Source organism: Streptomyces sp. NPDC006643, assembly GCF_042870175.1.
Classification (GTDB): Bacteria; Actinomycetota; Actinomycetes; order Streptomycetales; family Streptomycetaceae; genus Streptomyces.
The window spans coordinates 384,735-400,428 of record NZ_JBIAHA010000002.1 but is presented as its reverse complement, the minus strand read 5'-3'; the positions used below and the strand labels follow the sequence as shown (position 1 = coordinate 400,428).

The 15,694-nt window shown below is 72.5% G+C and carries 11 protein-coding genes; 8 read left to right on the top strand and 3 right to left on the bottom strand.

Annotated elements, in window-relative coordinates; all coding sequences use genetic code 11:
* Positions 1 to 40: 40 nt before the first annotated feature.
* Together ACFYNU_RS04330 and ACFYNU_RS04325 are read right to left on the bottom strand one after the other, a co-directional pair.
* Positions 41 to 799 carry a hypothetical protein gene (locus ACFYNU_RS04330; RefSeq protein WP_356584735.1) on the bottom strand — a complete coding sequence of 253 codons (759 nt, stop codon included), beginning with the start codon at positions 797 to 799 and terminating at the stop codon, positions 41 to 43.
* Between the two features lie 374 nt (positions 800 to 1,173).
* The gene (locus ACFYNU_RS04325; protein ID WP_356584736.1) at positions 1,174 to 2,922 is read right to left on the bottom strand and encodes a PucR family transcriptional regulator ligand-binding domain-containing protein; all 1,749 of its coding nucleotides are present in this window, start codon (positions 2,920 to 2,922) and stop codon (positions 1,174 to 1,176) included.
* A 327-nt stretch (positions 2,923 to 3,249) separates the two neighbouring features.
* Here ACFYNU_RS04325 and ACFYNU_RS04320 point away from each other — a divergent pair, with 327 nt between their 5' ends.
* From ACFYNU_RS04320 to ACFYNU_RS04300, 5 genes are all read left to right on the top strand, one after another.
* A complete protein-coding gene (locus ACFYNU_RS04320) occupies positions 3,250 to 4,140 on the top strand; it encodes a xanthine dehydrogenase family protein subunit M (RefSeq protein WP_356584737.1) in 891 nt (296 codons plus the stop codon).
* Between the two features lie 2 nt (positions 4,141 to 4,142).
* Positions 4,143 to 4,772, top strand: coding sequence for a (2Fe-2S)-binding protein (locus ACFYNU_RS04315; protein ID WP_356584738.1), 630 nt, complete (start codon positions 4,143 to 4,145; stop codon positions 4,770 to 4,772).
* Positions 4,773 to 4,774: 2 nt separating this feature from the next.
* On the top strand, positions 4,775 to 7,168 hold the full coding sequence (locus ACFYNU_RS04310; protein WP_356584739.1) for a molybdopterin cofactor-binding domain-containing protein: 2,394 nt from the start codon (positions 4,775 to 4,777) through the stop codon (positions 7,166 to 7,168).
* Positions 7,169 to 7,374: 206 nt separating this feature from the next.
* Positions 7,375 to 8,835, top strand: a complete 1,461-nt coding sequence (locus ACFYNU_RS04305; protein ID WP_356584740.1) for an NCS2 family permease — start codon at positions 7,375 to 7,377, stop codon at positions 8,833 to 8,835.
* Between the two features lie 77 nt (positions 8,836 to 8,912).
* Entirely contained in the window at positions 8,913 to 10,064 is a 1,152-nt protein-coding gene (locus tag ACFYNU_RS04300; protein ID WP_356584741.1) for an XdhC/CoxI family protein, read from the top strand.
* A 21-nt stretch (positions 10,065 to 10,085) separates the two neighbouring features.
* Here ACFYNU_RS04300 and ACFYNU_RS04295 read toward each other — a convergent pair whose 3' ends face one another.
* On the bottom strand, positions 10,086 to 11,618 hold the full coding sequence (locus ACFYNU_RS04295; protein WP_356584742.1) for a serine hydrolase domain-containing protein: 1,533 nt from the start codon (positions 11,616 to 11,618) through the stop codon (positions 10,086 to 10,088).
* A gap of 108 nt (positions 11,619 to 11,726) precedes the next feature.
* Here ACFYNU_RS04295 and ACFYNU_RS04290 point away from each other — a divergent pair, with 108 nt between their 5' ends.
* From ACFYNU_RS04290 to ACFYNU_RS04280, 3 genes are all read left to right on the top strand, one after another.
* Positions 11,727 to 12,947 (top strand): sensor domain-containing protein, encoded by a 1,221-nt coding sequence (locus ACFYNU_RS04290; protein WP_356584743.1) that lies wholly within the window; start codon positions 11,727 to 11,729, stop codon positions 12,945 to 12,947.
* A complete protein-coding gene (locus tag ACFYNU_RS04285; RefSeq protein ID WP_356584744.1) occupies positions 12,938 to 13,639 on the top strand; it encodes a response regulator transcription factor in 702 nt (233 codons plus the stop codon). Before ACFYNU_RS04290 ends, ACFYNU_RS04285 begins: the two co-directional genes overlap by 10 nt.
* Positions 13,640 to 13,824: 185 nt before the next feature.
* Positions 13,825 to 15,675 carry a glycoside hydrolase family 9 protein gene (locus ACFYNU_RS04280; protein ID WP_356584745.1) on the top strand — a complete coding sequence of 617 codons (1,851 nt, stop codon included), beginning with the start codon at positions 13,825 to 13,827 and terminating at the stop codon, positions 15,673 to 15,675.
* The last annotated feature ends 19 nt before the right edge of the window (positions 15,676 to 15,694 follow it).

The following is a 15,694-nucleotide window of genomic DNA, read 5'->3' as shown; positions in this document are numbered from 1 at the left end:
GCTCCGGCCGTCCCGAGCACCGGGCCCCGCCAGGACGCGTTCAGGCGGCGGTGCTCGGCGCGAGCTGCGCGGCCAGCCATGTCGGTACGCCGTCCAGCAGCCGGAACAGCCGCCCCGCCTCCGCGCGCAGCCGCGACGCCTCCGGCTCCGGCTCGGCGTCGGCCAGCGCGGCGAGCGCCGGAGCCGTACCGACCAGATAGCCCAGCTCCTCGCGGATCCGCAGCGACTCGCCGAAACCGTGCCGCGCCTCCGCCAACTCGCCCTCACGCAGGGCGAGTCCGGCCAGATGGCGCCAGGTGAAGGAGAGCAGCAGCGTCTGTCCGTGCGCGGTGGCGCCCGCGTGGGCGCGCCGGTAGGCGGCGAGGGCCGACTGCGGGGAGTCCGAGAGATGTTCGGCGATCAGCCCCCGGCGGAAGTCCAGCAGCGGCCGGCCGAGCGCCGTCGGCGCGAGCAGCGCGGCGGCCCTGCCGAGAGCGGCACGCGCCTCGTCGGCGCGGTCGCGCACACCGAGGATCGTGGCGGCGTACGCGAGATGACCGCGCTCGCTGGCGGCGCCGCCGCGCTCGTCGTCCTCCCGCGCGGTGGCCTCGGCGACCCGGAGCGCGTCCTCGGCCTCGGGCCAGCCCACACCGGTGAACAGACAGCGCTCCACCAGCAACGACGCCCGCTGGAGAGAGGGGGCGGCTCCCGGATGGGGCGCGAGCAGAGCGGCTGCGTCGGTCCAACAGCCGCGCGAGCGCAACCGCCATACCGCGGTCTGGAGTGGGTCGTCCCCGGCAGTGGAACCGGAACCAGACATGGCGGTATCCGCCACATTGCCCTCCCCGAGCGCGCCATTGTGCTGTTGAGTTCTCCCGCATCTCAGCACGGATCGGCACGCCGGGCCAATAGGTCAGGTGAAAAAATTCACAATGCCTTGGTCAACAAGGGGTCGACAACGGGCCGTTCGACGCCCCGTCAGCATGGTCGAAAACCCCTCCCGGCAGACCCGCCGGGACCGCCGTCACCCGGCTGACCTGGGAGAGCCATCAGCCGCCCGGCGGTGGGGAGTTCACCACGAGGACGGCCACCGCCCGGTCCGCGCGGGAGAGTTGGATCTCCCGGTGACCGCCTCGGGTGACGGCGGTCAACATGGCACGGGGTGACGGTCACCGGATCGGACCGGGATCCGGCTCAACTCATCCGGAGCGCCAGGAAGAAGTCGAGCTTGTCCTCCAGGCGGGACAGGTCGCGCCCCGTCAGCTGTTCGATGCGGCCCACCCGGTACCGCAGCGTGTTCACATGCAGATGCAGACGGGCGGCGCAGCGGGTCCAGGAGCCGTCGCAGTCGAGGAACGCCTCCAGGGTGGGGACCAACTCGGCGCGGTGGCGCCGGTCGTAGTCGCGCAGCGGGTCGAGCAGCCGCGCGGTGAACGCGCGCCGTACGTCGTCCGGGACGAACGGCAGCAGCAGGACGTGCGAGGCCAGCTCGTGGTGCCCGGCCGCGCACACCCGGCCGGGTCGGGCCGCGGCCACCCGGCGGGCGTGCCGCGCCTCCTCCAGCGCGCCCCGCAGCCCCTCCGCCGACCGCACGGCCGCGCTGACGCCGAGGGTCAGCCGGCCGTCGTCGGCGAGCCCGGAGGCCAGCGGTTCGCGTACGGCCGCCAGCAGCACGTCGGCCTGAATCCCCCCGGCCCCGGCCCCGCCGTCCTCACCGACCCCGGCCCCGGGAGCGCCGTCGTCCTCCCCGCCGTCCCCGCCGTCCCCGCCGTCCTCGTCGTCAGGGTCGGCCGGCGCCGGCATCGGCACCAGCGCGACCGCCTCGCCGCCCGTGTGCGCCACCGCGATCCGGTCGCCCGACTCCATGCCCGTCGCCGCCGGATCGACCAGGATCTCCTCCAGCACGGACTGGGCGACCGCACCCGACTCGGCCTCGTCGCCGTCCCAGTCGACCCGCGCCACCACGATCTGCCAGTGCGGCGCCGCCCCCTGGCCGGGCAGCAGCACCGGCGCCGCGACCCGCAGCCGCGCCGCGATCTCGGCGGGCGGGGCGCCCGTCTGGACGAGTTCCAGGATCTCTTCGGCGAGCCGGCGCCGTACCGTACGCGCCGCGTCCCGCCGGTCCCGTTCGACCGCGATCAGCTGGGTGACGCCCTGGAGCAGATCGAGCCGGGGCCCGCCCCACTCACCGGCGTCCGCCTCCACGGCCAGCAGCCAGTCGGACAGGGCACGCTCCCGTACGTCCCCGGCCACGCCGCCCGGCGGCACGGCGCGGCCGGGAACGCGTACCGGGAACAGCGAGTACGTCGTCCCGCCCAGCGCCACCCGGTGCGGCGCCCGCCGCCCGCCGCGCGTCGCCGCCAGATGCTCAGCCGCCAGCGCCGCGCCCGCCCCGGTGGACAGCGGCTGACCCGCGCCGGCGATCCGCCGCCCGGTGGGCGACAGCACCCAGGCGCGCATGTCGAGGTCCGTGCCGAGCAGATCCAGTACGACCTCAGGCCCGCCGCCCGCCGGGCCCGACGTCATCAGCCTGCGGTGCCGGTCGACGACGGCCGCCAGATCCCCGGCCCGCTCGCCGGACACCTGCCGCACCACGTACTCGGTGATCGACGCGAACGCGACCGTCTCGTGGACCGCGAACAGCGGCAGCCGGTGCCGCGCGCACGCCTTGACCAGGTCGTCCGGGATCGCGCCCAGCTCGGCCTCGCCGGCCGCGAGCCCGGCGACACCGGCCCCGGCGAGGAGCCGTACGAAAGGCTCGGAGTCCTCGGGCGTACGCCGCCAGGCGAGCCCCGTCAGGACCAGCTCGCCGCCCGACAGATAGCGGCTCGGGTCCCGCAGGTCGGTGGTCATCACACCGCGTACGGTGCGGTCCAGCTCGTCCTGGCCGCCGAGCAGCCGCAGGCCCAGCGCGTCGGTCTCCAGCAGTGCGCGCAGCCGCATCTCGTCGCCGCCGATCTCTTCTCTCGTCCCGGATGAGCCGTCTTCCGCGCGCGTCCGCCGCGCCGCCTTTTGTTCGAATCTACAAGACCTGGAAGGCGCCCAGCCAACTCCTTCATGGTTTCGGTGACTGCACCGGACGGAGCACGTCCCGGTGTACTTGGGCCACACAGCGTTAACAGCTAGTGAATATCCGCATGAGAAAAAGACCAGCACAACACCAGCAGTCGAGACTCCGGCCGTCCCCGGGCTCCCGTGAACGACCGATCGCGTGAACGACCGATCACCACACCGATCACGACCACCGATCACGAATGAAGAGAGCCACTCATGGACTTCCTTCGCCCCGCCGGCTGGGAGGAGGCGCTCGCCGCCAAGGCCGAGCACCCCACCGCCGTCCCCATCGCGGGAGGCACCGACGTCATGGTCGAGATCAACTTCGACCACCGGCGGCCCGAGTACCTCATGGACCTGAACCGCATCGGCGAACTGCGCGACTGGTCGGTCGGCGAGGAGCACGTCCGGCTCGGCGCCTCCGTCCCGTACACCCAGATCATGGAACACCTGCGGACCGAGCTGCCCGGACTCGCGCTCGCCTCGCACACCGTCGGCTCGCCCCAGATCCGCAACCGCGGCTCCGTCGGCGGCAATCTCGGCGCGGCCTCGCCCGCCGGGGACGCGCACCCCGCGCTGCTGTCGGCGGGCGCCGAGGTGGAGGTGGAGTCGGTACGCGGCGTCCGCCGCATCCCCGTCGAGGACTTCTACACGGGCGTGAAGCGCAACGCAGTGGCCCCGGACGAGCTGATCAAGGCCGTCCTCATCAAGAAGGCGGCCGGGCCGCAGCAGTTCTCCAAGGTCGGCACGCGCAACGCGATGGTCATCGCGGTCTGCGCGTTCGGCATCGCCCTGCACCCCGACTCGCGCACCGTGAAGACCGGCATCGGCTCCGCCGCGCCCACCCCGCTGCGGGCCCGCGCCGCCGAGGACTTCCTCAACGCGGCGCTGGAGGAGGGCGGCTTCTGGGACAACGGCAAGGTCATCACCCCGTCGGTCGCCAAGCAGTTCGCCGACCTCGCGTCCGGCGCCTGCAACCCGATCGACGACGTACGCGGCACCGCGAAGTACCGCCGCCACGCGGTGGGCATCATGGCCCGCCGCACCCTCGGCTGGACCTGGGAGCAGTACCGGTCCGGCGGCACCACGCTTGAAGGAGCTGCATAACGATGCGCGTGAACTTCCGCGTCAACGGCCGTCCGCAGGAGGCCGACGATGTCTGGGAAGGCGAGTCCCTTCTCTACGTCCTGCGTGAGCGCATGGGCCTGCCCGGCTCCAAGAACGCCTGCGAGCAGGGCGAATGCGGCTCCTGTACGGTCCGCCTCGACGGCGTGCCCGTCTGCGCCTGCCTCGTCGCGGCAGGCCAGGTCGAGGGCCGCGAGGTGGTCACCGTCGAAGGCCTGGCCGACTACGCGAAGCACCGCGCCGACGCGCATCCCGGCGCCGGCTGCGCCCTGGGCACCTCGGACACCTCAGGCGCCGCGGGCGGCTGCGGTACGAGCATCCAGCAGGCCCGCCAGTGGCAGGCCAAGGGCACCGGCGGAACCGACTCCCAGACCGGCGAGGGCGCCCAACTCTCGCCCATGCAGCAGGCGTTCATCGACGCCGGCGCCGTCCAGTGCGGCTTCTGCACCCCCGGACTGCTGGTCACCGCCGACGAGATGCTGGAGCGCAACCCCTCGCCGTCCGACGCGGACATCCGCGAGGCCCTGTCCGGCAACCTCTGCCGCTGCACCGGCTACGAGAAGATCCTCGACGCGGTCCGCCTCGCCGCGGCCCGCCAGGGAGAGGCGGTCTGACCATGGCGAAACGAACCCCCGCCGGCACCCCGACCGATGTCACCCAGGGCTCCCCGACCAAGGGCGGCGTCGGCGAGTCCACACTCCGCCCCGACGGCACCCTCAAGGTCACCGGCGAGTTCGCGTACTCCTCCGACATGTGGCACGAGGACATGCTCTGGGGCCACACCCTGCGCAGCACCGTCGCCCACGCCGAGATCCGGTCCATCGACACGGCCGAGGCGCTGGCCACCCCGGGCGTCCACGCGGTCCTCACCTACGACGACCTGCCGACCGAAGTGACGCGCTACGGCCTGGAGTTCCAGGACACGCCCGTCCTCGCCCACGGCAAGGTCCGCCACCACGGCGAGCCGGTCGCGCTCGTCGCCGCCGACCACCCCGAGACCGCCCGCCGCGCCGCCGCGAAGATCCGGATCGACTACGCCGACCTGCCGGTCGTCACGGACGAGGCGTCCGCGACCGCCGACGGCGCGCCGCTGATCCACGAGAACCGCGACGACCACCACGCCGGGCACGTACCGCACCCCAACATCGTGCACCGCCAGCCCATCGTGCGCGGCGACGCCGACGGGGCCGCGAGGCGCGCGGACGTGATCGTCTCCGGCGAGTACGTCTTCGGCATGCAGGACCAGGCGTTCCTCGGCCCGGAGTCCGGCCTCGCCGTGCCGGACGAGGACGGCGGCGTCGATCTGTACGTCGCCACGCAGTGGCTGCACTCGGACCTGCGCCAGATCGCGCCCGTCCTCGGCCTGCCCGAGGACAAGGTCCGGATGACGCTCTCCGGGGTCGGCGGCGCCTTCGGCGGCCGTGAGGACCTGTCGATGCAGATCCACGCCTGCCTCCTCGCGCTGCGCACCGGCAAACCCGTCAAGATCGTCTACAACCGCTTCGAGTCCTTCTTCGGCCATGTCCACCGCCACCCCGCGAAGCTCTGGTACGAGCACGGGGCCACCAAGGACGGCAAGCTCACCCATCTCAAGTGCCGGATCGTGCTGGACGGCGGCGCGTACGCCTCCGCCTCCCCGGCCGTCGTCGGCAACGCCTCGTCGCTCTCCGTCGGCCCCTATGTCGTCGAGGACGTCGACATCGAGGCTCTGGCGCTCTACACCAACAACCCGCCGTGCGGCGCGATGCGCGGCTTCGGAGCCGTACAGGCGTGCTTCGCCTACGAGGCGCAGATGGACAAGCTCGCCGCGAAGCTGGACATGGACCCGGTGGAGTTCCGGCGCCTCAACGCCATGGAGCAGGGCACCCTGCTGCCCACCGGCCAGCGCGTCGACTCGCCCGCGCCCGTCGCCGAACTGCTGCGCCGCGTCAAGGCGCGTCCGCTGCCGCCGGAGCAGCAGTGGCTCACGGCGGGCGAGGATGCCGACGTACGGGCGCTGCCCGGCGGGCTCTCCAACACCACGCACGGCGAGGGCGTCGTACGGGGCGTGGGATACGCGGTCGGCATCAAGAACGTCGGCTTCTCCGAGGGCTTCGACGACTACTCCACCGCCCGGGTGCGGATGGAGGTCGTGGGCGGCGAGCCGGTCGCCACGGTGCACACCGCGATGGCGGAGGTCGGCCAGGGCGGCGTCACCGTCCACGCGCAGATCGCCCGCACCGAACTGGGCGTCGCGCAGGTGACGATCCAGCCGGCCGACACCCGGGTGGGGTCCGCCGGTTCGACCTCCGCGTCCCGTCAGACGTATGTCACGGGCGGCGCGGTCAAGAACACCTGCGAGCACGTGCGCGAGAAGGTCCTGGAGATCGGCCGCGCCAAGTTCGGCACGTACCACCCCGCCTGGGCCACGGCCGAACTGCTGCTGGAGAGCGGCAAGGTCGTCACCGACGGCGGCGAGGTGCTGGCCGATCTGGCCGACGTCCTGGAAGGCGAGTCGGTCGACCTCGAACTCGAATGGCGCCACCGCCCCACCGAGGCGTTCGACCTGCGTACGGGGCAGGGCAACGGCCATGTCCAGTACTCGTTCGCCGCGCACCGCGCGGTGGTCGAGGTCGACACGGAGCTGGGCCTGGTCAAGGTGATCGAGCTGGCCGTCGCCCAGGACGTCGGCAAGGCGCTCAACCCGCTGTCCGTCCTCGGCCAGATCCAGGGTGGCACCACCCAGGGCCTGGGCGTGGCGGTCATGGAGGAGATCATCGTCGACCCGAAGACCGCGAAGGTGCGCAACCCGTCCTTCACGGACTATCTGATCCCCACCATCCTCGACACGCCGACGATCCCCGTCGACGTACTCGAACTGGCCGACGAGCACGCGCCGTACGGGCTGCGTGGCATCGGCGAGGCACCCACCCTGTCGTCGACCCCCGCCGTACTCGCGGCGATCCGTGCCGCGACAGGTCTGGAGCTGAACAGGACACCGGTACGGCCGGAACATCTCACCGGCACCTGACCGGCACGCTCCGGGCGGTGCGATTCCGTACCCGCCCGGGGCCCACGGCCGCCGCACCGCTCGCGGCGGCGAGGCACCACCACATCAGTACAGGAAACCCAGTTCGCCTCGGGCCGTCCCCCGGGTCGTGCAGCCCACGCACCATCCCAAATCCCGCATCTGAAGTCACCACGCGGGTGCCCCTGTGAACCTTGGGAGTAGGCACCATGACCCAGCAGTCCGTGGAGCCCGGGACAACCGCCGAGGACGCCGGCCCAGGCTCGCGTCCCCCGGCCGGAAGGTCCTGGCTCGACCGGTATTTCCACATATCCCAGCGGGGATCCACCGTCGCGCGTGAAGTGCGTGGCGGCGTCACGACCTTCATGGCCATGGCGTACATCCTGCTGCTCAACCCGCTCATCCTGGGCGGCAAGGACGTCGCGGGCAATGTGCTCAGCCAGCCCGCGCTGATCACCGCCACCGTCGTCGCGGCGGCCGTCACCACGCTGCTGATGGGCTTCGTCGGCAAGGTCCCGCTGGCGCTCGCCGCCGGGCTCTCCGTCTCCGGCGTCATCTCCACGCAGGTCGCGCCGAACATGACGTGGCCGCAGGCCATGGGCATGTGTGTGATGTACGGCGTCGTGATCATGCTGCTGGTCGTCACCGGCCTGCGGGAGATGATCATGAACGCGATCCCGCTCGCGCTCAAGCACGCGATCACCATGGGCATCGGCACGTTCATCGCGCTGATCGGACTGGTCAAGGCGGGCTTCGTGCACGCCTCGCAGGGCGGCGGACCCGTCACCCTGGGCCCGGCCGGCGAACTGGCCGGCTGGCCCGTCCTGATCTTCGCCGTCACCCTCCTGCTGATCTTCATGCTCCAGGCACGCGATGTGCCCGGCGCGATCCTGATCGGCATCGTCGCCGGTACGGTCGTCGCCGCCGTACTGAACGCCACCGGCGTCATCGGCGCCAAGGCGTGGGCGAGCGGACCGCCCGAGCTGACCGGCAGCGCCGTCTCCATGCCGGACTTCTCGCTCTTCGGCGACGTCGAGTTCGGCGGCTGGGGCGAGGTCGGCGCGATGACCGTCGGCATGATCGTCTTCACCCTCGTCCTGGCCGGCTTCTTCGACGCCATGGCCACCATCATCGGCGTCGGTACGGAGGCGAAGCTCGCCGATGACAAGGGCCGGATGCCGGGCCTGTCGAAGGCCCTGTTCATCGACGGCGCGGGCGGCGTCATCGGCGGCGTCGCGGGCGGCTCCGGCCAGACCGTGTTCGTGGAGTCCGCGACCGGCGTCGGCGAGGGCGCCCGTACGGGCTTCGCCTCCGTCGTCACCGGCCTCTTCTTCGCCGCGTGCCTCTTCTTCAGCCCGATCACCCAGATCGTCCCCGGCGAGGTCGCGGCGGCGGCCCTGGTGGTCATCGGCGCGATGATGATGCAGAACGCCAAGCACGTGGACTGGAACGACCGCGCCGTCGCGATCCCGGTCTTCCTGACCGTCGTGATCATGCCGTTCACCTACCAGATCACCGCCGGGGTCGCCGCCGGCGTCATCTCCTACGTCGCCATCAAGATCGCCCAGGGCAAGGCCCGGGAGATCGGCGCGTTCATGTGGGCCCTGACCGCCGTCTTCCTGGTCTTCTTCGCGCTCCACCCGATCGAGGGCTGGCTCGGCGTGAGCTGACACCGGCCGGGTCCCACCGGCGCCGACGCGCCGCGACCCTCCGCACATCCGATACTGAGAGACCAGAGGAGGCCGACATGCTGGACATCGCCGACGAACTGAACCGGTGGGTCGAGCAGGGACGTGACTTCGCCGTCGCCACGGTCGTGGCCGTCGGCGGCAGCGCGCCCCGGCAGCCGGGAGCGGCGCTCGCCGTCGACAGCGAGGGCACGGCGATCGGCTCGGTCTCCGGCGGCTGTGTGGAGGGCGCGGTCTACGACCTGTGCCAGGAGTCCCTGGACGACGGCCGGACCGTCCTGAAGACCTTCGGCTACAGCGACGAGGACGCCTTCGCCGTGGGCCTGACCTGCGGCGGCACCATCGACATCCTCGTCACCCCCGTCCGCGCGGACTCGCCCGCCAGAGAGGTGTTCCGCGCCGCGCTGTCCGCCGCCGCCGGTGGCGAGGCGGCGGCGGTCGCCCGGCTCACCGACGGGCCTCCGGAGCTGCGGGGCCGAGCCCTCCTCGTACGCCCCGGGGGAGCGTACGACGGGACGCTGGGCGGTCACCCGGAGCTGGACCGCGCGGCGGCGGGCGAGGCCCGTGCGCTGCTGGACGCGGGCCGCACCGGCACCGTCACGATCGGCGCGGACGGCTCGCGCTGCGGGCAGCCGCTGACGCTGCTGGTCGAGTCCAGCGTGCCCGCCCCGCGCATGATCGTCTTCGGGGCGATCGACTTCGCGTCCGCCCTGGTCAAGGTGGGGAAGTTCCTCGGTTACCACGTCACGGTCTGCGACGCCCGCCCCGTCTTCGCCACCCGCGTCCGCTTCCCGGACGCCGACGACATCGTGGTGGACTGGCCGCACCGCTACCTGGCGTCGACGGAGACCGACGGCCGTACGGTGCTCTGCGTGCTGACCCACGACGCCAAGTTCGACGTACCCCTGCTGGAACTCGCCCTCGGACTGCCCGTCGCCTATGTCGGCGCCATGGGCTCCCGCCGCACCCATCTGGACCGCAACGAGCGGCTGCGCGACGTCGGCGTCAGCGAGCTGGAGCTGGCCCGGCTGCGCAGCCCCATCGGCCTGGACCTCGGCGCGCGTACGCCGGAGGAGACCGCGCTGTCGATCGCGGCGGAGATCGTCGCGAACCGGCGCGGCGGCACCGGCGCCTCCCTGACCGGCGCCCACACCCCGATCCACCACGACGGCCACCGGCCACCCGCGCGCCGTATCGGCTCCGTGGCCTAGGCCCGATCCGCCGGACGGGACCTAGGGAGCGCGGGCGGCCAGGACCGCACGGACCGTATGGGCGGCCCGTACTACGAGCACCACCGCCGCCGCCAGCGACGCCCCCGCGGCGCACACGTACAGCGCCGGCCACACGTACAGCACCTGCGCCAGCGTGCCCTCGCGGCGCATCAGGAGCCCCACCAGCTCCGGGAGCAGCGGGAAGAGCGCGACCAGCCCCGCGTACGGCAGCACCCGCGCTCCCGCGCGCCACAGCGGGCGCCCGGCCGCCCGCCGGGCCCAGCGCGGCGCCCGTACGGTGCCGAGCGTGCCGAGGCCCAGCGCGAGCAGCGTGAGCGCGGCCAGGAACCAGTCGGCGGTCATCGTGAACGGCTTCCGGATCTCCGGGGACCGGCCCTCCGCCAGGTCCCGCAGACCGTCCGCGATCCCCGCGCTGTCGTCGCCGGAGATCATGCCGGTGTCGCTGACGACGGCGATACCGATCTCCCGCTCCGGCAGCAGCAGTTGGACGGCGTTCTGGGTCAGCAGCTCACCGGTGTGCTGGAGCGGCTGCTCGCCGTCCCCGGTCGCCTCGCCGAGCGACCACCCCATGGCGTAGTTCCCGCCCTTCGGCGGGGTGTGCGTGAGGTCCACGCTCCGCGCGGAGGCGACGCGCCGCCCGTCCGCGCCGACACCGCCGTTGTTCTGTGCGATCAGCCAGCGCGCGAGGTCGTCGGCGGTGGTGACCACCCCGTGCCCGCCCGCCGTGAACCAGCGCGGGTGGTCGCGCTCCACGACCCGCCCGTAGGCCCGTACATAGCCCCGCGCGTCCTCGGGCATGTCGGTCGTGGAGTCGACGGACCGCGAGTCCGTCATCCCCAGCGGCGCGAACACCTCGGTACGGAGATGGTCGGCGAACGGCTCCCCGGCGACGACCTCCACCAGCCGGGCGGCGACGAAGTAGTTGGGGTTGTGGTAGCTCCACCGGGTCCCCGGCTCGGCGGCGAGACGCGCACCGCGCATCCGGGCGACCGCCTCCTTCAGCGTGTGCGCCTGCGGCAGCGTCAGGTCGGGGAACGCCGAATCGGCCATGCCGGACGTCTGGTCGAGCAACTGCCGGACGGTGATCCGCGCGGCGCGTTCGTCGGCCATGGTGAATTCGGGCAGATAGCCGCGGACCGGCCGGTCGAGATCGACCTTTCCCTCCTCGACCAGCTGCATGACGGCCAGCGCGGTCATGGACTTGGAGAGCGAGGCCACCGGGACGGGGGTGTGCCCGGTCATGGTCCGTCCACCGGAGGTGTGCCCGTATCCGGCGGTGTGGACGACGTCGTCGCCCCGGGTCACCGCGACGACGGCGCCGGGCAGCCCCGTCTCGTCCAGATAGTCGTTCATGAAGCGGTCTATCGCGGCCGGCGTGAGCGCGGCGGGCGCGGTGGGCACGGCGGGGGCGGCGGCCGGTTCGGCGAGCGCCGTGGGGGCGATGCCCGCCACCGCCACGAGGCCGAGACCCAGCGCGGCCACGAGCCGCCCCGCCGTGGGGCATGTCTGCTTCCTGATTCCTCTGATCCACATGCCGGTATCCCACCGCCGGCCGGGGGCCCGGCGCATTGGCGTACGCGGGAGTCCGAAGGTAGTGCTGGTCCTACTGTCCTGGTCACGGCGCCCGGCTACGGTCGGTGTGTGCAGCACTCAACAGCCTGGCGGGCCGTCTCCCAGAGCCCGTGGAAGTTCCTCACCTCGCCCTGGCCCTGGCGGTCGTTCCTCTACCTCCTGACCGGCGGTGTCTTCGGCGCGCTCGTCCTGGTGGTCCTGTTGGCGATGACCCTCGCCGGTGTCGTCTCCCTGGTCGTGGGTGTCGGAGCCGTCATCCTGCTCGGGGTGAGCCTGTCCGGCATCGTCGTCGGCCGGGTCGAGCGGCGCCGGCTGCGGCTGATGGATCCCGATCCGCTCCCCGACCCGCACCGCCCGCCGGACGGACCCGGGCTGCGCGGCTGGCTGGCCACCCGGCTGCGGGAGCCCGCCACCTGGCGTGAACTGGGCTTCACCGCCGCGTCGTTGGCCGCGATGTGGTGGATGGACGCGTTCGTGCTCGGCGTCGCGCTCGCCGTTCCCGTACTCATCGCGACCTCACCCATCGACGATCCGGGCGCCTGGCCGCTGGTCGTCGTGGCGGTGCTGCTGGTGCCGGTCGCGCCGTACACCCTGACCGTCTGGGCCGGTGCGCGGGCCGCCATGACCCGCGCGATCCTCGCGCCGCGCGACGGCGAACTCGGCCGGGAGCTCACCGAGGTACGGGCCTCCCGCGCCCGGCTCGTCGGCTCCTTCGACGCGGAGCGCCGCCGGATCGAGCGGGATCTGCACGACGGCGCCCAGCAGCGGCTCGTCTCGCTCAACGTCACGCTCGGCCTGGCCCGTCTCGACGCCGACCCGGGCTCGTCCGTCGCCCGGCAGCTCGACGCCGCGCAGGAGCAAGTCGCCCTGGCGGTGGGCGAGTTGCGCGAGCTGAGCCGGGGCGTTCATCCGAAGGCGCTGACCGACCACGGACTGCCCGAGGCCGTCGGCAATCTGGTCGCGCGCTCGGCGCTGCCGGTCACCGTCGACATCCGGCTGCCGCACCGGCCGCCCGCCGCCGTGGAGAGCGCCGCGTACTTCGTCGTCGCCGAATCCCTCGCCAACGCGACCAAGCACAGCGCGGCCACCCGTGCCGAGGTCCACGCCCGGCTGCACGCCGACATGCTGACGCTCAGCATCACGGACAACGGGGTCGGTGGCGCGGACCCGACGGCCGGGACCGGTCTGGTCGGGCTCGCCGACCGGATCGCGGCGGCCGACGGCCGGCTGCGGATCTCCAGCCCGGCGGGCGGACCGACCCTGCTGCACGTGGAGATCCCATGCCGCTGAACCCGCGCGACCCACTGAATCCGCTGAACCCACAGGACCCGCGCGACTCGCTGAGTGTCGTCATCGCCGAGGACTCCCCGCTGATGCGGGACGGCCTGGTCGGGGTACTGACCCGGTTCGGCCACCGGCTCGCCGCCGAGGTCGGTGACGCCGACAGCCTGATCACGGCGGTCCGTACACACCGCCCCGACATCGTCGTCACCGACATCCGTATGCCACCGGACCACTCGGACGACGGTCTGCGCGCCGCCGTCGCCCTGCGCCGCGAACATCCCGCGCTGCCCGTCCTGGTCCTGAGCCAGTACGTCGAACAGTCCTACGCCGCCCGCCTGTTGGACCTCGGCAGCGACGGCGGCGTCGGCTATCTCCTCAAGGACCGGGTCAGCGCGGTCACGGAGTTCGTCGACGCCGTCACCCGTGTCGCCGCCGGCGAGACGGTGGTGGACCCGGAGGTCGTACGCCAACTCCTGCACCGGCAGCAGGATCCGCTCCAGCGGCTCACCCCCAGGGAGCGCGAGGTGCTCTCCCTGATGGCGGAGGGGCGTGCGAACGCGGCGATCGCACGCCACCTGTATGTGACGGAGGCGGCGGTCAACAAGCACGTCAGCGCCATCCTCCAGAAGCTGGACCTCCGGGTGGACGGCGAGGGCCACCGCCGCGTCCTCGCCGTCCTGGCGTATCTGCGCGCCTGACGCCGCGCGCCGGCCGGGCTCCACGACCGCGCCGCGCACGACGCCCGCCGCCACCTCACCGGCCTCTCGGATGGCGTCGGTGAGTGAAAGGCGCACGTTATCGGGGTGTCGATCGTATTTATTACGAATCGTCCGTTACGTTCTGCGCGACCCGATCCAGGTGTGCCGTCCGGAGGAGCCGACCCGTGCGTACGTCCCTGTTCTTCCCGCTGTCGCTCGCCCTGGTCGCCGCCGTGGTGCCCGCCGACACCGGTCCCGGCCCCGCTCCCGACGGCTCCGGCGCCGGTCCGGTCCTGGTCAACCAGATCGGCTACGCCACCGGCGCCGACAAGATCGCGACCGTCGTCGCGACGGCCACCAAGCCGCTCACGTGGCAGCTCAAGGACGACAAGGGACGTACGGTCGCCACCGGCTCCACCCGGGTCGTCGGCGCCGACAAGGCGTCCGGCGACCATGTCCACCAGGCCGACTTCTCACGGGTCACCGGCGAGGGGGTCCGCCGCCTCACGGTCACGGGCGTCGGTACGAGTGTGCCGTTCACCGTCACCCGTAAGCCGCTCTACCCGGACCTCGGCCGCGAGGCCATGCAGTACTTCTACTTCCACCGCATGGGCACCCCGGTCAAGGCCGAACACCTCCAGCACGCCGCCCACGCGCACGCCGCCCTGCACCCCGGCGACAACTCCGTCCCCTGCTACAAGAACTGGTGCGACAAGACCGACGGCAAGACCGGCAGGACCGGCAGCAAGACCGGCAAGACCGACGCCAAGGCGCAGCGGCTGAACGTCGCGGGCTCCTGGGCCGACGCCGGCGACTTCGGCATCTACCCCGTCAACCACGCCATCTCCGCCTGGACGCTGCTGAACCTCTACGAGCGCCGGCACGCGGCGTACGGGGACGGCAGCCTCGCCGTACCGGAGCGCGGCAACGGCGTGCCCGACATCCTCGACGAGGTCGCCCACGGCTCACGCTTCATGTCCGGCATGCTCCCCAGGACCGGTCTGGCCTCGCACAAGGTGCACAACCACACCTGGAGCGCCTTCCCGGTCAAGGACATCGCCGCCGAGAACGCCATGCCCCGCTCCGCGATGCCGCCGTCCACCAACGCCACCTACGCCGTCGCCCGTACGAACGCCCAACTCGCCCGCGTACTGCGCCCGTTCGACGCGAAGCGAGCCGACGCGCTCTGGCTGTCCGCGCAGGACGCCTGGCGGCGCGCCGAGGCCCGGCCCGACGTCGACTACCCCGAGGCCAACGACGGCACCGACGCCGAGGGCGGCGGCGACTACCCCGACACCCAGAACAGCGACGACCGCTACGCGGCGGCGGCCGAGCTGTACCTCACCGCCGAGCGCCGCGCCGACCGCGCCGCCGCCGGCTACCGGAAAGCCGTGACCGGCTCCGCGCACTACGGCGAGATCGGCCCCGTCGACTGGGGCCGCGTCGCCGGCGCCGGCAGCCTCTCGCTCCTCGCCGTACCCAACCGGCTCCCCGCCGCCGACCTCGCCCGGATGCGCGCGAACCTGCGCGCCGCAGCCGACGCGCTCGTCGACACCCAGAGGCGGGAGGGCTATCCGGCGCTGATCTCCGGCGCCGAGCCCTACCCGTGGGGCTCCAACTCCGCCGTCGTCAACCGGATGATGCTGCTTGGCACCGCGTACGACATCGGCCACGACCGCCGCCATCTGAAGGCCATGCACCGGGCCATGGACTATCTGCTCGGCACCAACGCCATGCGGATCTCCTACGTCACCGGCTACGGCCCGCACCGGGAGACCGATCTGCACGACCGGCTCGCCTGGGGGCAGTACCCCACGACCCCGTACCCCAAGGGCTGGCTCTCCGGCGGTCCCAACAGCGCCCTCATCAACGACCCGGTCACCCCCACCGGCCGCCCCGCCGCCAAGTCCTACGCCGGGCCCGGTACGGCGCCGAGCGCCTGGGGGTCGAAGGAGAACACCATCAACTGGAACGCGCCGCTCGTCTGGGTCGCGACCTATCTCAACTCGACCGCGCGGGACCTGACTTCACGCTGACACCGGCCGGCGGGGGTGT